The following is a 25,027-nucleotide window of genomic DNA, read 5'->3' as shown; positions in this document are numbered from 1 at the left end:
AATCGTCTCAGTTTTATACGAGCTCCCAATCCCATCATTTCCCACTTCTACTTTTATAACGGGTAGCAACAACCACTTAATTAAACTTTTCAACTAATTATTGCCATTATGAGATCAATCAAACTCCTACCGGGAATAACCAGAAAGGTTAGTTCCGGCGCAACGATCCTTGTATTCGTTGCAGGTACTTTCATTTCAACAGGATGTAATAAGAAGGACGCTCCTACCCCACCGCCCCAGGGCGAACGTCTGAGTGGATTTGTCCAGAACGATGTATCAACAAACGACCAGGGCACCAATAACGGTTTCTTCTGGTCGCTATACCGCGAAGGCGGTTCAGCGAGCATCACCCATGGATCGGGAGGCAACTTTGCGATCAGCTACAACAATGTTAACGATGTGGTAGGCGGCAAAGGCTGGAATCCCGGATCGGCCCGCACGATCGGCTACAATGTAGGCGCCCTGAGCGGCAGTTATAACTTTGTGGGCATTTATGGCTGGACGACAAGCCCCCTGATTGAATATTATGTGGCTGAGAAAGGATCTATGACAGGAGGCATTTATGTGAACTCCGTCAACAGTGACGGACATAGCTATAGTTTCTATAAATCACAACGTGTCAACGCCCCTTCTATCATTGGCACGGCCACTTTCTGGCAATACAAGGATACCTGGGGTGGAGCGCCTACGGCACAAAACCGTTCCGTCAACATGGCCAATCACATCAACAATTGGAGAAATAGTGGCGGCCAGGGCTTTGGCAATTATAATTATCAGATATTGGCGCTGGAAGCATGGGGCAATAAAAGCGGTTATATCAACGCAACAGCCTGGTAGATCATGACGCGTTCCTTCAGTTTCATTTTACCGGTAGTCATAGTAGTGATCAGCGCCTGTTCTCAAACAGCGCCAGATAACTTTGTATTCTTGAAAGGCGGAGCCTTCACGAATACAAAGTCCGGTTACTATGGGAAAAACATTACCATCCCCGATCTGTACATCGGCAGGTACGAAGTAACCCAAAAAGAGTGGCGGGAGGTGATGGGGAATGATCCCTCCGTCTTCAAAGGTGATGACCTGCCGGTAGAATCGGTAAGTTGGTATGATTGTATTGAGTACTGTAACAAAAGGAGTACGAAAGAGCAGCTGACACCCTACTACCTCATCAACAAGAAGATAAAAGACCCCAACAATACCAATGAACGGGATACTATAAAATGGAATGTGGCAATCAATGCAACAGCAAATGGATACCGGCTGCCCACAGAAGCAGAGTGGGAATATGCTGCTGACGGAGGGGGCATGAGCAGGAGTTATACCTATAGCGGAAGTGACCAGCTAGACACCATCGCCTGGTATTGGCAAAATGCCGGAGACAAATACTTAACAGGATTTTGGTCCTGGCCGATGTTGGTAAAGAACAACAATAAAACAAAACCTGTCGGCAGCAAGCTGCCCAATGAAGCAGGCCTCTTCGATATGTCGGGTAATGTGCGGGAATGGTGCTGGGATGAGCTGGAAGGTTCCGGGAAAGCCAGGATATGGCGGGGCGGTGGTTGGATCGGCGCAGATTTCTGTTGCGCCTCGACTTTCCGTGCCGGTCATGACGCCAATGGCAAAGGCCCCGACCAGGGATTCCGGGTATGCAGAAACATTCAATAACGCATACATTCACTTTCTGAAAGGGAAAATATTCCGCTTATAACCGGAATGATACTACAAGTCCCTTCAGCTGTCATTCCCTACGAGTACAACTACATCATCAGTACAAAAACATCCTGCCTTTAACGACAAAGTTCACCTGGTAAGAAGCGAAGAATATTTCTGGGATTCACGGCTACTCTGAACTTTGAACCACCTGGTGCCTTCAACATCTTCCTCTTTGGGCGTTGATCAGGTAGAGCTCAACCCTATTTTAAAAAGCCATATCCCCCGGGGTTTGGCTTTTTCGTTTACATTTGTCCCATCACCGCCCATGAAGCTAGCATTATCCTTTGTACTGTACCTGCTCCTGCCCTGCTTATTTGTAAGCGCGCAGGATGCGCTTATCCAACCCTTTCTCCGGGAATGGAAAATTGCCGACACGTCACAAAGCCACCGCGCCCAGGTATTTTATGACGCCTTGAAAAATGACAGGGATACGGCCCAATACAGGCTGGTGATAACCTCCTTGAACGTCTGGCTGGAGGATCATCCCGATAAAAGACTGGAAGCACGCACGATCATTTATGCAGCGCTGGGCGCCCGTGAATACGGCTATTCAATAACACAATACATCCCCCTCCTGCAAAAGGCCATGACACTGGCGCATGACCTGGAAGATGATCAGCTGATGGCAGAAATTTACAGCCTCTATGCCAATTTAGCCAGTGAAGAAAACTACCCGCTCTACAACCTCAAGGCCATTGAATTGCAGCGCAAGATTGGCTTTGAGCATTTTTCCTACGTACACCACCGCTTTTTCGATATCAGCAGGGCACTGTACCTCACGCAGGATTACCGCCAAAGCATCAATTTTGGATTAACCTGCCTGAGCCTCAGCAATCAGGACCTGCAACACTGGGATGATTTTATGTACATATTCCAGCTGGACATATTGGGCGCCTGCTACAAGCAATTGGGTCTTTACGACAGCGTAAGCTATTATTACGACCAGATTGAAAAGTTCCTGCCTGTCTCCAGGACCACGCACATTGATAAGGATTTCCTGACTATCTGGCGGGGCATTGCCCGGGGCAACCGTGGACAGGTGTTGGCCCACCAGGGAAATTATGAAGCAGCCATCCCCCTGATAGAAGAACACCTCAATAGCAGCCTCGCGGTCCATGATGCACTCAACCAAGCACTATCCACCAATGCACTCGCTGCCATTTACCGGCAGCAAGGCAACAATAGCCGCGCCCTGAACTATTGGCGACAGGCATTGCAGGCGGCCATACAAGCCAACTCGCCCGATAACGCCCTGCAGGCAGCCAAAGGCATCGCGGACCTGATGCGCCAAACAGGTAATAAAGACAGCGCCATCATTTATTACGAACGTTACCATGAACACAAGGATACCCTGGCGGCCCGGCTTGGCAGAAACCGCCTGTCTGCCATGCACGCCCGCATAGTTTTTGATGACCTGCAAAATACCCTGCTGAAATCGCAAGCGGCACTCGATGCCACGCGCTTTACCCGCAACGTGATCCTGGCAGGCATTATCGTGGCTGCCCTGATCGCCCTCTTGCTCTACAACCGGTTCCGGTTAAAGAGCCAGGTAGCCCTGCAGGCCAGCCAACGAAAAAAAGAGCTGGCCGAGCAGGAAGCCCAAAGAGCCCGGGAACAGATCGCCAGTTACACCAGCCATATCATCGAAAAGAATAATTTCATTGAATCACTGCAACAGCAGCTGCTTACCAAAGAACAATCGGAACCGGAAGAGGAAGTGCCTGCCCACCTGCTGCAATACACGTTATTTACCGACAATGAGTGGGAGAAATTCAAAGTGGAGTTTGCAAAAGCCTACCCGGATTTTCTCAGTACCCTGCGGACCCGCGTAGAGCAGATCACCCCGGCCGAAGAAAGGCTGGCTACTTTAATTTACCTGCAATTAAGCACCTACCAGATCGCCAATACCCTCGGCATCAGCAAAGACAGTGTGCTGCGCGCCAAGCGCCGGCTCAAAAAACGCCTCGACCTTCCGGAACAGGTCACCGTGGAAGAATACATCTATAACTTACTGGCTACCAACTAATAATTGCTCCTGCGGACGGTTTTGTCCGCTTTTGTCCGCCCCTGCCATCCGCGTTTGTCCGCGCTGTTTTTTGTATCCGCTCTCCATTGAAGGTAGGTTTACACCTTGTGAAAAAATCGCATCTGAAACGCAACCTGTTCTTTGTGCTGTGCTTCCTCTTTGTCCTCTCCATCCTGTTTTTTGTGTGGTGGTATTTCGGACAACGCATCCGGCTCATTGAAGAGAACATGCTGAAACCAAAAACATCTCCATGAAGCCATTTTTACTTGCCTTCCTGGTAGTAGTCCTCCATGGAACTGCCAGCGCCCAAATTATCTATGTTGACAAAACAGCCACCGGCGCCAATAACGGCAGCTCCTGGACCAATGCCTTTACCACGCTTACCGATGCGGTTCAGGAAGCCAATAACCTGCCGGCCATCAATGAGATCCGCATGGCAAAGAATAGCACCTATACGGGCAATGAGTATTTTATCCGGCGCAGCTATAATATCAGCGGCGGCTGGGACAAAGCAACCAATAGCCAGCCTGGCGGTATCACCAATGCCACTATCCTGGATGGAGAACTCACTCACCGCATTATGAATATTGTAACAGGCGTTACCGTACACCTGTCGGGCCTCCACTTTACCCGGGGAGGTAATATTTCCAGCAATGGAGGTGGCTTGCATACGGCAGGTATTGTAACCGTCAACGAATGTTTTTTTACAGAGAATAAAGTAATTGCCTTGCCGGTACCCATTACTTATCCCACGCCGGGCATCAGCTATCAGACCAACGATGAAATTGGCAATGGCGGCGCCCTTTGTAATCGTGGTACCCTCATCGTTTCCAACAGTTATTTTCAAAACAATTGGGCAGCCAGAACAGCTGGCGCTATTGCCAATCGTGGTACGATCACCATAACAGGTTGCACCATTCAATCAAACTATGGCTACCTCAATGGCGGCGCTGTATTCAACTACCAGTTGGCTACCATGAAGGTGGACAAATGCAGGTTTTCAGCAAACAACGTGGATGAACGGGTGGGCTTTCAAAGTTATTTTAATGGAGGTGGAGGCGCCATCGATAACCAGGGGACTAATTGTGTAGTCCTTAATTCCATTTTTGACAAAAACACAGCACTGGGTGGAGGCGCTATCAATAACTGGACAACAATGACGATCCGGAACTGCAGTTTTTATGCCAATGCAACGCACGACAAAGATGTGCCTGCCCTGGGTGGTGCAATCCTGGGGAATTTTACCGGGGCAGCAACCCATGTATTGAACTGCCTGTTCCTGGACAATTACTCCAAAAATGGGTCTACCAGCAGTCTACATATCAACGGTGGGTCGTTAAGGAATTGCGCTTTCCCGGCAGGTACACAATCCGTAGTTGGCCCCACGGATCAAAGAGACAATATTAACAATCCCCCTCTTTGGGTAGATGCTGCCAATGGTGATTTCCGGCTGCAGGCAGCCAGCGGCGTGATCAATAAGGGGAACAATGAGTTTTCTTTAACTACTGATGAACCCGGCGATTTTTATGGGCAGTTGCGCATCTCTCCCTGTACCATTGACATCGGTGCAGCAGAATACCAACTCGTTAATGCCAATGGACTCAAACCCGATAACAATGGCATTTTATATGTTGATCAAACAAGCACCTACAATACTTTCGGCGATAAAGGCAGCGCCTGGAACAAAAGCATCCCCTCCCTGGCCGACGCTTTACTGTATGCCAATACCTGCGAATCCGTGCGGGAGATACACGTAGCCAAAGGCACTTACCAGGAAGACCTGCTGGTTATCGAACGAGGTTATATGCTGTTGGGCAGCTATGATCCCGCCACCAATAGCCGTGACTGGAAAAACCATCCTACAATAATTGACCTGAAAAGCAATAATACCACGGGGCGTTTACTGAATACCACTCCTACCGTGAATAACCGGTCAGTATTTGTAGATGGATTTGTATTTCAAGATGCCGCTAAAAGCGCCCTGGTCAATTCCACTGACCTTACAGTAGCCAATTGTGCCTTCAATAACAACAAAGCCCTCACCGCCGGTGGCGCTGTTTACAATTCCCTGTCGATCCGCCTGATCAATTGCGTATTTGCCGACAATACCAGCAATGTTGCCGGCGGCGCCCTACTCAATAAGGGTACCTGCATCCTCGTCAATTCAACTTTGTACAACAACACAGCAGCCGCTCAAACGGGTAAAGCCATTTATAATGAAAGCGGCTCTATGAAGATCCATAACAGCATAGTCTATACACCATTTGCAACCTATGCCATACTTAATGGTGGCAGTCTGGAACTCAACCGCAATATCATCATGGGAGTAGCGGGCAATACACCCAATTATGTCAATGACATAGACACCGACCAGGCCAATCAGCTGCCCCTGTTTACCAATGAGTTTACCGGCGACTTTACATTAAAAGCTGGCAGCCCTGCTATCAATGTGGGCAGCAATGCACTCTATGAAGCCGGCGATGGCAATACAGGCAACAACAGCGTTGTCACCAACTTTGATATGGCCTACAAAACAAGGGTCTATGATGGCACCATCGACCTGGGCGCTTATGAGCGGCCCATGAAACAACAAACCATCAGCATATCTGACATTTCTGTTACCTACGGTGATGCCCCCATCGATCCTGCCACCACCAACTCCGGTCTGCCGGTTGATTATGCTACTTATAATGTCAATATTGCACAGGAGTTTACCGATACGGACAATAAAGAAAAGATCAGGATCAAAAACAAAGGAACAGTTCTAATGCTCGCCAGGCAGTTGGGCAATGCAGTCTATGATCCGGCAACGTCAACCTCCTTTACAATTACTGTAAACCCCAAACCCGTAACAGTTACAGCCGAAACTAAAAGCAAGGTCTATGGTGATGCAGACCCGGCCTTGACTTATTCAGTGGCCCCGTCGCTCGTTGTCGGTGATGCGTTCACCGGTAGCCTCGGCCGGGACGCAGGAGAAAATGCCGGCACTTATGCCATTCTGCAAAACGATCTTTCTTTAGGAACCAACTATTTGATCACCTATGCAGGGGCTGATCTCAACATCGATAAAAAAGCGATTGCCATTACTGCAGAAAGCAAAAACAAAACCTATGGAGAGGCCGATCCGGCACTGACCTACACCTTCTCACCTACCCTTGCTTTCAGTGATGCCTTCAGTGGCTCCCTCAACAGGCAGCCTGGTGAAAATGTAGGCGCCTATGCCATCCAAAACGGCCTAACCCTCAACAACAATTATATACTGACCTATACCGGCGCCGATCTCACCATCACCCGTAAAGGCATCACGGTAACAGCCCTCAATAAAAACAAAACTTACGGCCAGCCCGATCCGGAATTAAACTATACCCTGGCGCCTGCATTGGTGGGCACGGATGCGCTGGCAGGCAACCTCACGCGCACAGCGGGTGAAGATGCCGGCACCTATGCCATCACCCAGGGCAGCCTGGCCAACAATAACTATACGATCAGTTTTGTACCGGGCCAGCTCACCATTGACAAAGCCACACAACAAATTACCTGGAACCAGTTATTGACTTCGGCCTGTGATGGCAGCGCTACCCTAACATTAACGGGTACCAGCTCCAGCGGCCTGCCCGTAAACTATCAATCGGCCAATACGGCCATTGCAACCATAGCCAATAATCAATTGAGCATACTAACGCCCGGCATCACCGCCATCACCGCCTCGCAGCCGGGCAATAACAATTATCTCCCCGCTGCCAATGTGGTCATCAACCTTACTTCCAGGTTGCCAGCCCATTTATTAGTAAAACACTGGAATGATGTGCTCCTGTTCGACAACAGTAGTAAGACCTTCAATGGCTGGCAATGGTATAAAAATGGAAGCCCTGTGAACGGAGCAACAGGACAGTATTATTATGAAAGCGGCAACCTGAACGGAGAATATTATGCCGTGGTAAAAACCACGGGTAATGAAACCCTGCCCACCTGTCCCATCATAGTAACACCGGGAGCTACCCTGGCACCAATGAGTGTATTTCCCAATCCCGTTGGTCAGGGACAAACCGTAACGGTCAAACTGAATTATACAGCTGCACAATTACAGGGTGCTACGGTCACGCTTTCCAATAATATGGGCGCCATCGTTGCCACGCAGCAAAACGTTTCACCACAAACCAATATGACGATGCCGTTGATACAGGGCTTGTATATCGTGCGGGTGCGCCTTTCGTCCGGTCTTACCCATTCGGTAAACGTACTTGTAAAACCGTAAACAATCACTGACAACACTTACAACATGTATATAAAAATAATATTACCGGTCCTGATAAGCGCCTGCGCATGTTGTCCGGCCGTAACAGTCAATGCCCAGCACAACGAATTCAGCCTGTATGCTGGCGGGGGCCAGCATGGCTTACAATATGATAACACCTACGGAACAGTATCCATTAAGCCCGGATTCCTGGCTGGTGTTGGTTATACCCGCTTCTTCTCCTCCCACTGGGGTATCCGCACAGGACTTGAAGCCGGGTATTACCATACCCGCGCCAAATTGAATGCAGGAACCGCTTTTGCCACCAATTATGTAGACAGTGAAGGGGATGGTTTTGAGTACCGGGTGAAGGCCAACGGCTACCAGGAAGATCAAAAAGTGTATACGGTAAATATACCCTTGCAACTCTATTTTCAAACGCCTGCCGGAACAAAGCAACAATTCTATGCGCTGGCAGGTGGCAAACTGGGTATACCATTCAGCCAAACTTATTCCACCAGGGCCGATGAGATCAGCACGGCAGGTTATTATCCCAACCTCCACCTGGAAATAACAGACCTGCCGGTACATGGGTTTGGTAAACAAAGTGGTTGGACAGGATCGGGCGACAATGACTGGAAACTGTCTTTTTCCCTGGCAGCAGAGGCTGGCCTGCGATTCCGGATATCACCAGGCAGTTATCTCTATACGGGCGCCTATATTGATTATGGGCTCAATAATATAAAGAAATCTGAAGGCAATGCTGCGCTGCTGGCTTATGATCCCAATGGATTAACTGCCAGTAAGCCTACTGGCCTGTTTGCCATTGAAGGTGCTACCGGTGATGTAAGAATGATAGCTTATGGCCTTAAACTGGGCTTTACATTTGGCAGCAAAAGCAAGACCACCACCCCAACGGCGGTTGTTCCACCTCCTGTACAACCCATGCCCGAACCTGTGCCTGTAGTAACAGCACCAGCCCCACCACCTATGCAATCCGATACGGTAAAAGTGATACCACCGGTACCAGACACTCCTGCAACTGTGCCAACAGCTGCCCTGACGAAATCTGAACTGCAGGAATTAAAAACCCCGGTAGCTTTCTCCCAGAAAGGCGATACTACCCTATCAGCAGCAGCCCAGGCACAGACAGACAAAGTGATTGCTATCCTACAGGCGCACCCTGAACTGGCATTGGAGATCCAGGGCCATACCTGCGATGTGGGTACAGACGTCGTGAATGAGCGTATCGGAGGGGCACGCGCAAAAGCAGTAGCCAATTACATAATCCAAAAAGGCATTGACCCATCGAGGGTGCAGCCGGTATCGAAAGCCGACCGCGAACCCCTGGTACCCAATACATCTGAAAGCAATAGAAAACAGAACAGGCGGGTGGTATTTATAGTTCCTGCCGGATGATCCCCTCCAGGTAAGTGGCAATATCTTCCCGTGCACCCGTAGACCGGTTGATCACCGTTCCGTTTTTACCGATCACGATGTGCACGGGCAGGCTTTCAATCTTATAATCTTCACTTACCTTACCGCCCCTGTTCACCACCGTATACAGGAATTTCCGCTTCTTAAAGAATTGCTGCAGCCTTTCCTTTTCATCGCCTGTAATGGCCAGGAAAACCACCTTTGGGTTGCCCTGGTACTTTTGCACCAACTTGTTCAAAGCAGGCATTTCACCAATACAGGGACCGCATCCTATGCTCCAGAAATTCATCACCACTACCTTACCTTTTAATCCGGACAATTGAACCTTGCGCCCCCGTAAGTCTGTACCTGCAAAATCAGGAGCTAGGTCAGTGCTTGCGGTACCAGGTGCGCTGCCTTTCTTCTGTAAGCCGGCCAACCAGGCTTCCACAGTCTTCTCTTTCACTGTGCAATAGGGAAATATCTTCCTGATCGAATCAAGCGCATCTGTCTTTCCTGATACATACAATTGCTTATAATCTTCCAGCGCCATATTGAGGTTGCCCAGGTACGCATAAGCTTCCGCCCGCACCGCCAACAGATCAGGCAGAAAATTGCCTTCATAATTACTGCCGGCCAGTAAGGTGATGCCTGCCGAAGCTTTTGTGATGGTAGCCTCATATTCCTGCAGGAGTAAATGGGCCATGGCCAGCTTTTGTAATAATAAAGGTGCATACATACTATAATGACCCGGAGATAGCCTGTATTGATGATTGATGCTGCCATCCTGCCATTGCTGCCAAACCCTTGTTAAAATCGCCTTGGCGCTATCGAGCTTTTGCTTTCGGTCAATATAGATCTGCGGCAGGCTTTCCAGGCCATAGTAAGGAATACGCCCTTGCTGGTAGCGGGGTAACAATACCTTTTCAAAATCATCGACAGACAGCTCCGGCATTTTACTCAGGTAATAGGTTACATTGGCCTCATCGGCCAAAGCAGCGCCGGGCCATTGCTTATAGATGAAGGCCAGCTGTTGCCGTATATCATCTTCTATCTGCCGGCTGCTGGCTTTATAATACTCATAGTTGTACAAGGTGAAAGCCAGGCATGTTTCCATTGCCTGTGGAAATTCGGTAAACAGCCGCAACAGGCATGTTTTACCCATGGCCAGTTTACCTGATTTGGCGTAACCCACACAAAGCGCCGCTAATAAACCTGCATCAGGTAAGTCTTTCTCCTTCAATACTTTTTCCAGTACCGGCAACAACTCCTCTATAATACGCTTACTCTCTTCCGCTCCCTTATACATCGACACCACATTGAAGTATTTGGCATAGGTAAGGTATTGCCCGGGATATCCCTGCACTTCTTTTTTGAAATAAGGTTCGGGATTACCGGAGAAAAGATCTTCCCAGTAAGCCCCGGCCACGGGCACCCGGGAGCTTCGGTCATACACATACATTTTCCGGCCAGCCTGCTCATCATCTTTATTCAAGGTATAAAACCGGATAGAGATGGACGCTGAAGACGGGGGTAGCACAAACGATTGCGTTAAGGTATCCTGCCCCGTTAATGGCAGCACATACCACCTGTAGCCGCCATCCTGCATCCAGGTAGTTATTTTCGCATATACAGGTTCCCCACCCTGCAATATGGCCGAAGGGGCTGGCAACCGGTAGCTGATCAACAACGTATCACCCCAGGAAGGCTGACTGGGGTAAACCGCACCCGCCTGCGAAAAAACAGCCGGTGCAATGATTAAATAACAACTAGTTATTAATATTCTTCTTATCTTTTGTTGCAACAGCCATTGAAGCTGGTAAATCAGGTGCAGCATATTTGTTTTTTCCAAAAGAACGTTAGCACCAATATCCTTGAAAATATGATTGACCGGGCTATGAAAACCACTGATCAACCATCCTTTGAACCAGACCATCAATTACCGCCACCACTGATATCTAATTCATCAGCCACGCGCTCATATTGATCACAAGCAGATTCACATTCGTCAGCCTGCTTATTGAATTTGACCAAAATCTGTGACATTTATCGACTGAATCAAGATTATGAGCACTACGGCAGTTTTTGCAAATACGAAACCCAGGTCGTTCACCAAAGGAACGCAATGGATCTATATTTTTTGGCAGCGTTCTTTCACTGACCAACGATACCGCGTATTATTACATACCGGTTTCTGGGCCTTCCTCCTTTTCTTCTGGCTCCGGGAAAATTTAGTGGTACACATTGAGGTGAGCCAGCATTATGTGATCACCCTCACAGGTATTGCCTTGGGACTATTCCTGTTTTATCCACTTGTGTATGGAATCCTGCCCCTGTTTCAGCGGAGAAAATGGTTATGGGGACTAGCAGCCTTCATCGTCTATTACCTCATCGCCATCTTTTTACGCACGTATCATATCAACCAGCTGGTTACCGAATATAAAAACGAAGGCGGCTGGTTTGCCGGACAGGATTTCTGGAGCAATTTCTACCAGCACCAGTTACAACCACACCGGTTAATGGCCGATTTTTTCAGCAGTATCACGGGCCTCATCACCATCATCTATATTCCTCTCACCATCAAGTTTATCCGGTATGCCTGGCGCAGCCACCTGCAGCAAACGCAATTGGAGAAAGAGAATGTGCAGCTGGAACTGAATTTCCTGAAAGCACAGATCAACCCCCACCTGCTCTTTAATTCGCTCAACAACCTGCAATCCTACATTGTACATGATGAAAAGGAAAGGTCTGTGGAATTGTTGAACCGGCTGGCCGGCCTCTTGCGTTTTTCGCTCTATGACTGCCATGGAGAATTTGTGACCCTGCAACAGGAAGTTACTTTGTTGCAGAATTATATTGCCGTAGAAAGTGTGCGGTATGACGAACATTCCAATATAACAACCGACATTTGTGCCCCTTCACTTAGTTATCCATTACCAGCCTTGTTGTTGCCCCTGGTAGAGAATGCCTTCAAATTCAGTGCAGGCCTGCCGGAAGCATCGATCCATGTACAGTTAATTACCCAAAACGACGTGTTGAGATTTGTAACCAGCAATAGTTATGCTTATTCCGGTATGCCCCATCGCGGGGGCATTGGGCTACAAAATGTGCGCAAAAGATTGCAGCATTATTTCCCGGACCGGCATTTGCTGCAGATTGAAGATACAAAAGACCAATTCACCCTCACATTAACAATATACCCTTTAGCACATGAACTGTCTAATCGTTGATGACGAACCACAAGCGAGGAAGCTCCTTACCACTTATGTTTCTTCCATTCCCGGATGCCGCATTGCCGGCGCCTGCCGCAATGCGATGGAAGCCTATGAAGCCTTGCAAACCGGCAAAACAGATCTGTTATTCCTGGACATCAAAATGCCCGTGATCTCGGGCACGGATTTCCTGCGTTCACTCAAAAATCCACCATTGGTTATCTTCACCACCGCTTATGATAAATATGCTATGGAAGGTTATGAGCTGAATGTAGTGGATTACTTATTGAAACCCGTTGCCATGCCCCGCTTGTTGCAGGCGGTGGACAAAGCATGGGAACGGTTTAAGGAGAAAGCGTTTACCGTTCCACCGCCACCACCTGATTATACTTTCGTAAAGCAGGACAATAAACTGGTGAAGATCATGTTCCATGATATCCGTTTTGTGGAAGGTATGCAGAATTACATCAAGATACACCTCACAGATAGTGTCATGATCGTATCATCCACGATGAAGGCGTTTGAGAAAGTATTGCCCCCGTCTCAATTCATCCGGGTACATCGCTCCTACATTGCAGCAGTGAGTTATATTACTGCTATCCGCAATAGCCAGGTAGAAATGCCGGGCATGGAACTGCCCATTGGCATCAGTTATAAAGACGATCTGTTCAAATCATTGGGCAATGAATAGTCAGTTAGCTGAAAAAATCATCCAAAGCTTTACTCACTTCACCGGGAATTTCTTCCATTAAAAAATGCCCGGACTCAACAGCCATTCCCTGTACATCAACAGCCCATTTCTCCCACACAGATACAGGGTTACCAAACCTGGCAGCAAAAAAATCAGTGGGATATAATACCAGCACCGGACAAGTAATACGTTGTCCACGATCCTTATTGTGCCGGTCATATTGCACATCCACCGTAGCACCAGCCCGGTAATCTTCGCACATGGCCCTGATCACAGATGGATTTTTGAAGCAGCGCAGGTATTCCTGCCAGGCTTCCTCCGTGATGGATTTTTTATTACCAGACCAGCTATCCAGGGTATTTTTTAGGTAATATTCCGCTTGTTGTATAATTAAGGTTTCCGGAAATGGATATGGCTGGGCAAGTAACCACCAATGCGGCAAAGCAAGCGCAAGATCAAAGGTCATGCGATCGGCCATTTCTCCGGTAGGAATAATATCCAATACAGCCAGCCTGGTAACGGTTTGAGGATGATCGAAAGCCATCCTGTATCCTACCCTTCCTCCACGGTCATGTCCTGCAACACCAAACTTTGGAAAGCCAAGCTGTTGCATAAACTGAACAAGGATATTACCAATATTTCTTTTTGAATAGGCTTCATGCTGTTCATCGGGAGCCGGACCTGTAGAATCACCATAGCCGGGAAGGTCCGGAATGATCAGGGTAAAGTGCTTATCCAGTAGCGGCACTACCTGGTGCCATGCCATATGCGTTTGTGGGAATCCATGTAACAGCAACAGCGGATAGCCGGTGCCCGTTCTGGAATAGGCTATATTACAGCCTGCCACACGTTCATATAATACTGGCATTACTGACATCACACAAGCAATATTCAATTCACATGCCAGCTACAAACAGCATTATCATTTCTTTTCCAGCTTTGTTCTCCTCAACTCCAGCAGGTTCAATCCATTCGCCGGAAACCCCTTCACCCACAATTGCTCCAGGTGGATCACTTCATCATACCAAAGTGGCACTACCGGTGCATCCTGTATAACAAGCTGGTCCATTTGCTGGTATAGCTTGTACCGTAAACTGTCATTTTCAGTAATGATCGCCTCTTCATACAGTTTATCGAAGGCTGGATTCTTATAACGGGTATAATTGGGTGGCGCAGGATTCTTGCCATAGAATACACTCAGGTAGTTTTCAGCTTCGGGATAATCTGCCATCCAGCTGCCCCTGAAAAACAAGGCCTGTGATTTGGCCGTTTGTTCCAGCAGCAGGCTTTTCTGTACTACCTCCACCTGTATCTTCAAGCCTACTTCTTCCAGTTGCCGGGCAATAAAACTGGCCAGGTCGGAATAAATAGCAATGGTGAGCAACTTAACAGGCGGCATACCTTTACCGTCCGGGAAGCCGGCGGCTGCCAATAATTGGCGTGCTTTCACCGGATCATATTGGTAGCCTTTCACCACTGCCGCATCAAAAGAGGGCAATCCCGAAGGAATAAAACCACTTTCTGCCGGTGTACCGATAGAGTTGCGCAGGTACATCATCATTTTACGACGGTCAAATCCATAGTTGATAGCCTGCCGGATAGCTTTCATTCTTAACGGTGAATTTTTTACCAGTGCGTTGCTGCTGTCTACCAGTATGCCAAGGTATTCCGTATTGAGGTAGGAATGTTTGGTAAGCCTGATCCTGCCTTCCCAATCTTTGCGCAATACCCCCTTCTTGGTAAGTATCTCGTCTTTGAAGGAAGCTTCAATATCATTGATAAAGTCCAGTTGTCCCTGGCGAAACAACAGGAACTCCGTGGCCTTGCTGTCGTAGAAGCTGGCTTTTATCGCTTCCAGGTAAGGCAGACGGTTGCCGGCGCTGTCTTTCTCAAAATAGCGCTCATTTTTCACCATGATCAGCGCCTGCCCTTCCTCCCAGCTTTTGAGTGCAAAAGGTCCCGTGCCGCAGGGATGGCTCCGGAAATCGGGACCATACTTCTCGACGGCCTCCCGGGCTACTACCGAACAATATTGCATGCTCAGCAGTCCCAGGATGGGCGTGAACGGCCGCAACAGGGTGAGCCGGAACGTGGAATCGTCCAGCGCTTTGAATCCATCCGTAGCCGCCAGGCGGTTATTGAAGATCCAGGCGCCGCTGCTGGCAGTAGCAGGATCAGTAATGCGTTTAAAACTATACTCAATATCCCGGGCTGTCATGATGCGGCCCTTGCCATTGGGGAAAGCCTCATTGTCGTGGAAATACACATCATTCCGCAGGTGAAAAGTGTATACCAGTCTGTCGGCCGACACATCCCAGCGATAAGCCAGGGAGGGCACGATCCGCAGTTCATTATCCGTTTCCACCAGCGTACTGTACAACTGGTGCACGGCCCAGATCACCGACTGGTTTTTGGCAAAAGCGGGGTCGAGCGAAGCAATACCGCTGTACTCATTGTACCTGAAAACCTGTTTGTATCCGCCAGCGCTTCCGCCGCAGGCGGTAGCCAGGATCATAGAGAAAAAGCCGATTATAAAAATTAGTGGGTTAGCTTTCATATTCTGCGCTAAATTTAGCATTTCAAAAACATATCGCTTTGATCTGCTCAAAAATTATCACCTGCCGTGCTTTACAGGCTACACTCATGTGTTGTTTCCTGCTGCTTTTTGTTGGTTTTTCCGTTTCAGCACAACCCTTAAGCCAGAAAAAAGGCTTTACCCGGCAGGATAGCCTGCGGGGTAGTCTTCGCCCCGAACGCACCTGGTGGGATGTACAACGGTACGATGTTCATGTAACGCCCGATTATAACAACAAAACCATCAGCGGCAAGGTATACATGCACATCAAAAAGAGTGGTAAAGCGACTACCACCATTATGCAGATAGACCTGCAGGAACCAATGATCCTCGACAGTGTGGTATTTGACCTCGTGGCAGGAAAAAACATAAAACGTTTTGCGGCCCCCATTCGCCGCGAAGGCAATGCCTGGTGGGTAGAAACAAAGGAGTTTCAAAAACACCTCGATAGCGAAGATCCTGTTTTGGCCCTCCATTTTCATGGCAAGCCCCGCGAAGCTGTGCGCCCACCCTGGGATGGTGGCTGGATATGGACCAAAGACAAGCAAGGCCGTCCCTGGATGAGCGTAGCCTGTCAGGGCCTCGGCGCCAGTGTTTGGTATCCCTGTAAAGATCACCAAAGTGATGAGCCCGACAAAGGCGCTTCTCTTTCCATTACGGTGCCCGATTCGCTGGTAGCTGTCGGAAACGGTCGCCTGGCCGATAAGCACGCTGCCGGTAATGGACTTACCACCTGGTCATGGGTGGTCACCAACCCAATCAACAACTACAATATCATTCCTTATATCGGCAAGTATGTAACCTGGCATGAAGACTTTCCCGGCGAAAAGGGCAAGTTGGACTGCGATTATTGGGTATTGGATTATAACCTCGACAAAGCAAAGGAACAATTCAAACAGGCGCCTAAAATGCTGCAATGTTTTGAGCATTGGTTTGGTCCCTACCCTTTTTATGAAGACAGTTATAAGTTGGTAGAAGCCCCGCACCTCGGCATGGAGCACCAAAGCGCCGTAGCGTATGGCAATGGATTTCAGAATGGTTACCGCGGCCGCGACCTGTCAGGTACTGGCTGGGGTAATAAATGGGATTTTATCCTGGTGCATGAAAGCGGTCATGAGTGGTTTGCCAACAATATTACCAGCAATGATATTGCCGATATGTGGTTGCATGAAGGATTTACCAATTATTCTGAAACCATCTACACCACCTGTGAATTTGGCGTGGAGGCAGGTAATGATTATTGCATTGGCACCCGCAAAGCCATTCAAAACGATATTCCCATCATCGGCCATTATGGCGTGAACCAGGAAGGCAGCGGCGACATGTATTACAAAGGAGGTAACCTGCTGCACACCATCCGTAATATTATTGGCGATGATGAAAAGTTCCGCCAGCTATTAAGGGGGCTCAATAAAGAGTATTACCACAAAACCACCGATACCAAAGACGTGGAAGCCTATATCAGTAAACAGGCTGGTCTCGATCTCTCCAAAGTATTCGATCAATACCTGCGCACTACGCAGATACCCACACTCGAATACAAAACAACGGCTGGCGGTATCGAATTCCGTTATGTGAATTGTATCAAAGGATTTACCATGCCGGTGAAAGTAAAGTTGGGTGTTGAGCGCACCCAACTGATCACGCCTACCGAAGCATGGCAGTCATTGAAACTGGCAGATTGGTATGATGGTAAAACCTTTGAGGTGGACAGGAATTTCTACGTGAATAACAAGCAGGTGAGATAATATCTACAGAAGATAGTTTTATGCAAAAGGCATTCTATTTCAAATAGGATGCCTTTATTATTTTCATAGCATCCATTTCGTCTTCGGCACATACTGTACAAAAGGTACCAATACCATTGACTGGCCCTTCATATTCCCAGGAAAAAAGCTTCTCATATTTCCCTGTTCCGTCAATTACTTTTAAAGTTAGTCCCTGGGGTATTACATAAAGCTGGTAGTTGTTAACAAACCTGACTACAAAGCAAGAGTCGCCTTTGAATAGGTCTTTCCGTATATATTGGATTTTTACCTCTTTCCCTTCTTTACCGTAAGCGTAATCAATGCGCTCTCGTTTACCATCTTTGGTCCAAAAGGCAAATCGTTCATATTCTTCGATACCGGGTTTGCCAATAGCGTAGACAGCCACTTTTTGTTGGGAAGTGGCCATAGTTACAGTAAGTATCAATAAAAAGAGAAGCAACAAATGCTTTGTAAAGTGCATATAGAGATCAGGTTATTTTCATCAACCATAAGTTAACAGTCAACTACTGGTCTATTACGCTGTAAGAAAAGTAAACAAGGCCAATAAAGTAACAGCCGCTACCAACGAAACAAGATACAGCAGACTAACCCCAATTGCTTTGGTAAGCGACAACCCGAATGACTGTTTATAGGCGTTCTTTAAAGCAATGGCCAGGTAGATGAACAGTATCAAAACTGTAATAATATCCAGTATCAGGCCAAACCACTCATTGGGGAAGATCCATTTTACCAGCTTCATTAACAGGAGCAGCAGGAAAACGAAAGAATGGAAATGGATGGAAAAGATAACGTGTTGTGTATAGTAGTATTTCTTACGACTGAAAAACAGCCATACATACAAGGCAAACAAGGGCAGGAGGACGAACATTATTTTGGGAACACTGTGCTGAAAGTTTTCCTCCAGCATCACGTTGCGCCGGCTGCCATAATCATCCTTTAACCGGAGATTGGTACGAATGATCCATTTCATGATCCCTTTGTCTTTGTCCTGGGAAGTATCGGCCAGTGTGCTTTGAACGGAATCATATTCCTGTACGTTTTGATACCGGTTGTCCTGTAAGGTAAACTTTATGCCGTTCTGGCTAAGACCAAAGGCTATTGTTTGTTCCTTCTTAATGGGGGTATCTTCAGCGGTGAGGGATCTTGCCAGGTCTTCCATCACGGCGTTTTTAGTACTGTCGTACAGGTTCAATGGCGTATGGCTCCTGGCAGCATTCCTCAAACCTTCTGCCATTTGCTGCTTTACGAGCGCCAACTCTTCTTCTTTGGTTTCCTGTGGGGCTTCTTCCTTTTTTCCTGAAAACAATACCAGGAAAAAGACAAAGGAGATGAAAATGTAAGCCCTGATCGGGTTGAGATTGGTGGCCCGATGCCCTGCCAGGTATTCCTGGGTAAGATAACCTGGTCTCGTAATGAGGTATTTAAAGAACCTGGTAAACTTTGAGTCGTAGTGCGTCACATCTTCAAAGAAATGCCTGATCAAATGCCATAAGGATTCTTTGGGTTCTACATTTTCCTGTCCGCAATGGGAACAATACCTTTCCTGAACAAGGGTGCCACAATTCAGGCAATGTTTGTCGGTCCGTAACCCGGAGTGGCTCATTGAGATGTTTTAATAAAAGTATCAAAAAAACGGAAGTTTGCCGATAGTTTAGGTTAAAAGCTCGTTTACACCGCAAGTATTTGTCATTTTGCCAAAGGATCAATATATTTCGGAAGAAAGTACTTATCCGTTGGCTCAAAAATTGGTCCTGCGCAATCATGATAACCGGTATTATTATATTTCTGCTGATAGTATCCAATGTGCTCTTCTCCTGGAAGGGGTTTGGCAATGAAGTATTCTTTGACCGATATAAATTTAATGTAGACGGCATCCTGCTGTACAGGCAATACAACCGGCTGATCACCTCTGGCTTTTTGCATGCAGGCTGGCTGCACCTCATCTTCAACATGCTCGCGCTTTATTTCTTCAGTGGAACACTCGGTGCGGTGTTGGACTGGTGGGGTTTTCTTATCATTTATTTTGTAAGCCTGGTTGGTGGCGACCTGCTCTCCCTGTTTATTCACCGCCACAGTGGCGATTATAGTTCTGTAGGCGCTTCGGGCGCCATATCCGGGGTCATTTTTGCCAGCATTGCATTGGTGCCTGGCCTCCCTGTCGGGTTGTTTTTTATTCCAATGCCCGGCTGGCTATTTGGATTGCTGTACATGCTGATCTCTATTTATGGTATCCGGTCAAGAACAGGCAATATAGGATATGACTCCCATCTTGGCGGGGCCTTGATCGGTATGGTGGTGGCCCTCCTGATGAAACCATCTGCACTGCTTGAAAATTATGTGACCATCCTGATCATTTCAGTACCTGCCATCACATTCATTTACCTCATCATCACCAGACCGCATTTTCTGCTGGTCGATAATTTCTTCTACAAATCACACCAGCGCCATTATACCATTGACAACAAATACAATGAAGAACAGCATAACCGGCAGCAGGAGATAGACAGGATACTGGACAAGATCAATAAAAGCGGTATGCGCAGCCTTACCAGGGCCGAAAAGGAAAAGCTGGAAGAATATTCGAAACGGATACGGTGATGGAATACCTGTTAGCCATTAGCGGACCAATGAACTGACCTTATTCGCGGATGCGCCCCGCACCTGCATAATGGGTGGAATAATAGCCTTCGCCGATATCATTGATCATAACACCTCCCGAGGTAGAGGCATGAACAAATTTATTATTGCGCAGGTAAACGCCTACATGCGAAATACCCGCTTTACGGCCACGGGTCTTGAAGAAAACGAGGTCGCCTTCCTGTAGTTCTTCCTTGCGAAGACGTTTACTTTGCTGGTATTGCTGCACAGAAGTACGTGGCAGCATCAGGCCATACATAGCCAGGATAAATGTTTGGGCAAAGGCAGAACAATCCACGCCATTTTTATCATTGCCGCCGTATTTATAGCGTGTACCGTACCAATCTTCAATAAAACTGATCATTTTGCCATCTGTAAGCTCTTCTACCGGCGAGTCGAGCAGGATGGAATATTTAAACTGGAGGGGATCGCTCAATTCAACGGATGAGCCTGTATGAACAGAGTGGCCGGTAGTATACCTTTCATTGGACCCATTCCCCATGGTATAACGGCGGGAACTATCACCCGGCTTGATGGAGATATTTTCAATGAAGCGGGGCGATCCGGAGACAGACCGCTTACTGGCGCCGGCGGGAGCAGCAGCAGTAGGTTTACGCTGGGTACTGCAACTAGTTGCGGCCAGGGCCACCAACATGATCAGGCATCCATATTTTAACATATTATACATCGGCCACCTATTAAAAATAAATCGCGCAAAGATAACAAATACATTGCCAAAACGGCAATTGGCAGTCGTGAATCGGCAATAACCCCCGATCTGCGCAATTGCGAAGTAACACGAGGCCTTTTAGCATGTTTTTAAGAAATCAACGACCATTTCCGATTGCCGACTGCCGATTGCCGATTCACGGGTTCACAACCTGTGGGGAAATATTGTCATTTGTTTAGCAATTCTTCAGGAACTTTGCCCTTGACTTTGTGTTATCACTAACCAGGAATCTGAAAACGCCGATTTAATGTGTAAATTCTCTCACCTTCACGTCCATACCCAGTTTTCCCTGCTCGATGGAGCAGCATCTATTCAATCATTGTACAAAAAGGCCATTAAAGATGGCCAGCCTGCCATTGCCATTACCGATCACGGCAATATGTTTGGCGCCTTTGAATTTGTATCGGAAGCCTATAAGCATAAAAATGAAGATGGCTCGCTGAAGGTAAAACCCATTGTAGGATGCGAATTCTATGTGGTGGAAGACCGTCACCGCAAGGTATTCTCCAAAGAAGTAAAAGACGAGCGTTACCACCAGGTTTTGCTGGCAAAAAACAAACAAGGTTATCAGAACCTCATCAAACTCACTTCACTGGGCTATATCGAGGGGATGTACAGCAAATACCCCCGGATCGATAAAAAACTGATCGAGCAATACCATGAAGGGTTGATCGCTACTACTTGTTGCATCGGTGCCTATGTACCGCAAACCATCCTGCACGATGGGGAAGATAAAGCAGAAACAGAATTCAAATGGTGGCTCGACCTGTTTGGCGAAGATTATTTTATCGAGGTCCAGCGCCACGATATTAAAGAGCAGATCCAGATCAATGAAGTATTGCTCAAATTTGCGAAGAAGTTCAACGTGCCCATCATTGCCACCAATGATAGTCACTATACCGACCGGGATGATTACAATGCCCACGACATCCTGCTTTGTATCAACACCGGTGAAAAGAAAAGTACGCCCGGGTACGACGATATTATAAACGACGACCTCAACGTAAAAGAACGGCGCTTCAAATTTCCCAACGATCAATTCTATTTCAAGACACAGGATGAAATGAAGCAACTCTTCAGCGACATTCCCGAGTCTATCGACAATACCAATATGATCGTTGACCGGGTAGAAGTGCTGAACCTGAAAAAGGACATCCTGCTGCCCGCCTTCCCGCTACCCAAAGAGTTCCAGACTACCGAGGATAGTAACCTGAATCAATGGACCTATCTGCATTACCTTACCTATGAAGGCGCCAGGAAACGCTATTCAGAACTGACCCCTGAAATAACAGAACGCCTGGACTTTGAACTGTTCACCATCAAAACCATGGGGTTTGCCGGTTACTTCCTGATCGTGAGTGACTTCATCAAAGCAGGGCGCGACCTGGGTGTATTCATCGGCCCTGGCCGGGGTTCGGCAGCCGGTAGTGTGGTAGCTTATTGTATCGGCATCACCAATATCGATCCCATCAAGTACAACCTCCTGTTCGAACGTTTTCTGAACCCCGATCGTAAGTCCATGCCGGATATTGATACGGACTTCGATGATGAAGGCCGTCAGAAAGTGATCGACTATGTGGTAGATAAATATGGTAAAGCACAGGTAGCCCAGATCATTACCTATGGTACCATGGCTGCCAAAATGAGTATCAAGGATGTGGCCCGCGCACTTGACCTGCCGCTGGCCGAATCGAATGCCCTGGCCAAACTGGTGCCCGATAAACCCGGGATTGAACTGGGGCGTGTGCTAAAAGCCCCCATTACGGCCAAAGATGGAGAGAAATCGTTGGAAGAAAAAGAGGGCTTAGGGCCCGATGAACTGGAAAATGTAAGACGCATACGCGAGATCTATAAAAGCGATACCCTGAACGGATCGGTATTGCATGAAGCCGAACGTTTGGAAGGCTCTGTACGCAATACCGGTATCCACGCAGCCGGTATCATCATTGCCCCCAAAGACCTCACAGAACTGATCCCTGTATCTGTAGCCAAAGACTCTTCCCTCTGGGTAACCCAGTTTGAAGGCAGTATCATTGAAGATGCCGGCGTCATCAAGATGGACTTCCTGGGTCTGAAGACCCTCACCATCATCAAGAACGCGCTGCACATGATCAAGCAGAACCATGGCGTGGATATCGTGATTGACGATATCCCCCTGGATGATGCGAAGACCTATGAGATCTACCAAAAAGCAGATACCATCGGTACTTTCCAGTTTGAAAGTCCCGGTATGCAAAAATACCTGCGCGACCTGAAGCCTGACCAGTTTGCGGATCTCATCGCGATGAACGCCTTGTACCGTCCCGGTCCGCTGGCCTATATCCCTAACTTTATTGACCGGAAACATGGTCGCGAGCCGATCACTTACGACATTCCGGAAATGGAAGAATACCTGGCAGACACCTATGGTATTACCGTTTACCAGGAACAGGTAATGTTGCTGGCCCAGAAATTGGCCGGCTTTAGTAAAGGGGACGCCGATGTACTGCGAAAGGCCATGGGTAAAAAACAAAAGGCCGTACTGGATAAAATGAAAGCCCAGTTTATCAAAGGAGGCGCCGATAAAGGACATCCTGCCGACAAGCTCGAAAAAGTGTGGACCGACTGGGAGGCCTTTGCCCAATACGCCTTCAATAAATCGCACTCTACCTGTTATGCTTTTGTAGCCTATCAAACCGCCTACCTCAAAGCCCATTACCCTTCCGAATACATGGCGGCCGTACTGAACAACGCCGGCGCCATTGAAAAGCTCACTTTCTTCATGGAAGAATGTAAACGGATGGGCAAGATGGTACTGGGTCCTGATATCAATGAATCTTTCAAAGGCTTCTCTGTAAACCTGGAAGGCCATATCCGCGTAGGATTGGGTGGATTGAAAGGGGTGGGTGAAGCAGCTGTGGACAATATCATTGCTGAACGGGAGGCCAATGGTCGATTTAACAATATTTTTGATATGATCAAGCGCGTGAACCAACGCGCTGTAAACAAAAAGACATTGGAATGCTTGGTCTATGCCGGTGCTTTCGATAGCTTTAAAGAGTTCCACCGGGCCCAATATTTCACCATTCCACAAGGCGAAACAGCCTCCGGCCTCGAAAAGATCATCAAATTTGGGAATATTTACCAGCTCGAAAACAACAGTACAGCCAATACCCTTTTTGGCGATCTGCCCAAAGCACTGGATATCCCCCTGCCTAAAATACCGCCTTGTGAGCCCTGGACATTAACCGAACTGCTGGACCGGGAAAAAGAGGTGACCGGCATGTTCATCAGCGGCCACCCGCTCGACCATTTCCGTTTTGAAATAAAGCACTACGGCTTTACCACCCTGCAGGATTTCAATGAATTTAAGGACTCCATTGGTATGCAGTCTAATCCTGGTCGTTCCTTCCGCCTGGCTGGCCTGGTTACTGATGCCCAACACCGGGTAACCAAAACCGGGCGGCAATTCGCCTCCTTTATTGTGGAGGATTATACCGGCAAAAGTGAGTTCATGCTCTGGAGTGACGACTATATGCGTTTTAACCACTACATGGAAAAAGGCAAAAACCTATTCATAACCGGTTTTTTCAAACCCAGATTTAACAAAGTAGAATTTGAATTTAAGGTCGATAAGATCGTTTTACTGGAAAGCATCAAACAATCCCTCACGAAACAGGTTATATTAGATATCGAAGCAAGGCATATCAGTGAGGACATGGTCAACTTTATTGAAAAGAATGTTAAAACCCATCCCGGTAAGGCTGGTTTGAAGTTCAATATCAAGGAGATGAAGAAGCAATACAAGATCAGCCTGTATAGTTTGGAGACTGGATTTGAAATGAATGACGAAATGACGGCCTGGTTGCAGAATAAACCCGAGGTAGATGTACAGGTTGTCACTGTGTAAATGTGGATAACGACATACGGGCAGGTATACCGAATTGGTTATAAATTTGTCGGTTCTTAGTAGTAAGTTTCGGAAAGAGTCCCACAAAGGGAAACCCGCTCCAGGCTTACGATCAAGCAATAAAATAATTAACTTTAC

16 protein-coding genes are annotated in these 25,027 nt (G+C 47.6%); 10 read left to right on the top strand and 6 right to left on the bottom strand.

The window, feature by feature from the left end; genetic code table 11:
• Positions 1–108: 108 nt before the first annotated feature.
• From D3H65_RS03510 to D3H65_RS03490, 5 genes are all read left to right on the top strand, one after another.
• Positions 109–837, top strand: coding sequence for a glycoside hydrolase family 11 protein (locus D3H65_RS03510; RefSeq protein ID WP_119048932.1), 729 nt, complete (start codon positions 109–111; stop codon positions 835–837).
• Between the two features lie 3 nt (positions 838–840).
• Positions 841–1,662: a formylglycine-generating enzyme family protein gene (locus D3H65_RS03505; protein WP_119048931.1), complete on the top strand. Its 822-nt coding sequence runs from the start codon at positions 841–843 to the stop codon at positions 1,660–1,662.
• 313 nt (positions 1,663–1,975) lie between these two features.
• Positions 1,976–3,736 carry a tetratricopeptide repeat protein gene (locus D3H65_RS03500; RefSeq protein WP_162915386.1) on the top strand — a complete coding sequence of 587 codons (1,761 nt, stop codon included), beginning with the start codon at positions 1,976–1,978 and terminating at the stop codon, positions 3,734–3,736.
• A gap of 250 nt (positions 3,737–3,986) precedes the next feature.
• On the top strand, positions 3,987–7,991 hold the full coding sequence (locus tag D3H65_RS03495) for an MBG domain-containing protein (protein ID WP_119048929.1): 4,005 nt from the start codon (positions 3,987–3,989) through the stop codon (positions 7,989–7,991).
• A gap of 24 nt (positions 7,992–8,015) precedes the next feature.
• Positions 8,016–9,389, top strand: a complete 1,374-nt coding sequence (locus tag D3H65_RS03490; protein WP_119048928.1) for an OmpA family protein — start codon at positions 8,016–8,018, stop codon at positions 9,387–9,389.
• Here D3H65_RS03490 and D3H65_RS03485 read toward each other — a convergent pair.
• Positions 9,370–11,223, bottom strand: coding sequence for a TlpA family protein disulfide reductase (locus D3H65_RS03485; protein WP_162915385.1), 1,854 nt, complete (start codon positions 11,221–11,223; stop codon positions 9,370–9,372). The two genes, D3H65_RS03490 and D3H65_RS03485, sit on opposite strands and share 20 nt — an antisense overlap.
• 229 nt (positions 11,224–11,452) lie before the next feature.
• Between D3H65_RS03485 and D3H65_RS03480 the strand changes: the two genes are divergently transcribed.
• Together D3H65_RS03480 and D3H65_RS03475 are read left to right on the top strand one after the other, a co-directional pair.
• Entirely contained in the window at positions 11,453–12,616 is a 1,164-nt protein-coding gene (locus D3H65_RS03480; protein ID WP_119048926.1) for a sensor histidine kinase, read from the top strand.
• Positions 12,597–13,289, top strand: coding sequence for a LytR/AlgR family response regulator transcription factor (locus D3H65_RS03475; protein ID WP_119048925.1), 693 nt, complete (start codon positions 12,597–12,599; stop codon positions 13,287–13,289). The genes D3H65_RS03480 and D3H65_RS03475 overlap by 20 nt, the downstream gene beginning before the upstream one ends.
• 4 nt (positions 13,290–13,293) lie before the next feature.
• Here the strand turns inward: D3H65_RS03475 and D3H65_RS03470 are convergent, their stop codons facing one another.
• Together D3H65_RS03470 and D3H65_RS03465 are read right to left on the bottom strand one after the other, a co-directional pair.
• The gene (locus D3H65_RS03470) at positions 13,294–14,166 is read right to left on the bottom strand and encodes an alpha/beta fold hydrolase (protein WP_119048924.1); all 873 of its coding nucleotides are present in this window, start codon (positions 14,164–14,166) and stop codon (positions 13,294–13,296) included.
• A gap of 45 nt (positions 14,167–14,211) precedes the next feature.
• Positions 14,212–15,804: an ABC transporter substrate-binding protein gene (locus tag D3H65_RS03465; protein WP_245999675.1), complete on the bottom strand. Its 1,593-nt coding sequence runs from the start codon at positions 15,802–15,804 to the stop codon at positions 14,212–14,214.
• 80 nt (positions 15,805–15,884) lie between these two features.
• Between D3H65_RS03465 and D3H65_RS03460 the strand changes: the two genes are divergently transcribed.
• Positions 15,885–17,612 carry a M1 family metallopeptidase gene (locus D3H65_RS03460; RefSeq protein ID WP_245999674.1) on the top strand — a complete coding sequence of 576 codons (1,728 nt, stop codon included), beginning with the start codon at positions 15,885–15,887 and terminating at the stop codon, positions 17,610–17,612.
• 34 nt (positions 17,613–17,646) lie between these two features.
• Here D3H65_RS03460 and D3H65_RS03455 read toward each other — a convergent pair whose 3' ends face one another.
• Positions 17,647–18,093 carry a hypothetical protein gene (locus tag D3H65_RS03455; protein WP_119048921.1) on the bottom strand — a complete coding sequence of 149 codons (447 nt, stop codon included), beginning with the start codon at positions 18,091–18,093 and terminating at the stop codon, positions 17,647–17,649.
• A 54-nt stretch (positions 18,094–18,147) separates the two neighbouring features.
• Complete coding sequence (locus tag D3H65_RS03450; RefSeq protein WP_119048920.1) at positions 18,148–19,236, bottom strand: DUF3667 domain-containing protein; 1,089 nt, start codon at positions 19,234–19,236, stop codon at positions 18,148–18,150.
• Positions 19,237–19,394: 158 nt separating this feature from the next.
• Here D3H65_RS03450 and D3H65_RS03445 point away from each other — a divergent pair, with 158 nt between their 5' ends.
• Positions 19,395–20,231 (top strand): rhomboid family protein, encoded by an 837-nt coding sequence (locus D3H65_RS03445; protein WP_119048919.1) that lies wholly within the window; start codon positions 19,395–19,397, stop codon positions 20,229–20,231.
• Positions 20,232–20,271: 40 nt separating this feature from the next.
• On the opposite strand, the gene D3H65_RS03440 is transcribed toward D3H65_RS03445, so the two are convergent.
• A complete protein-coding gene (locus D3H65_RS03440; RefSeq protein ID WP_119048918.1) occupies positions 20,272–20,958 on the bottom strand; it encodes a C40 family peptidase in 687 nt (228 codons plus the stop codon).
• Between the two features lie 289 nt (positions 20,959–21,247).
• Here D3H65_RS03440 and dnaE point away from each other — a divergent pair, with 289 nt between their 5' ends.
• On the top strand, positions 21,248–24,889 hold the full coding sequence (gene dnaE, locus D3H65_RS03435) for a DNA polymerase III subunit alpha (RefSeq protein WP_119048917.1): 3,642 nt from the start codon (positions 21,248–21,250) through the stop codon (positions 24,887–24,889).
• Positions 24,890–25,027: the final 138 nt, after the last annotated feature.

The organism is Paraflavitalea soli, assembly GCF_003555545.1.
GTDB classification, from domain to species: domain Bacteria; phylum Bacteroidota; class Bacteroidia; order Chitinophagales; family Chitinophagaceae; genus Paraflavitalea; species Paraflavitalea soli.
This window is presented reverse-complemented; position numbering and strand designations above follow the sequence as displayed.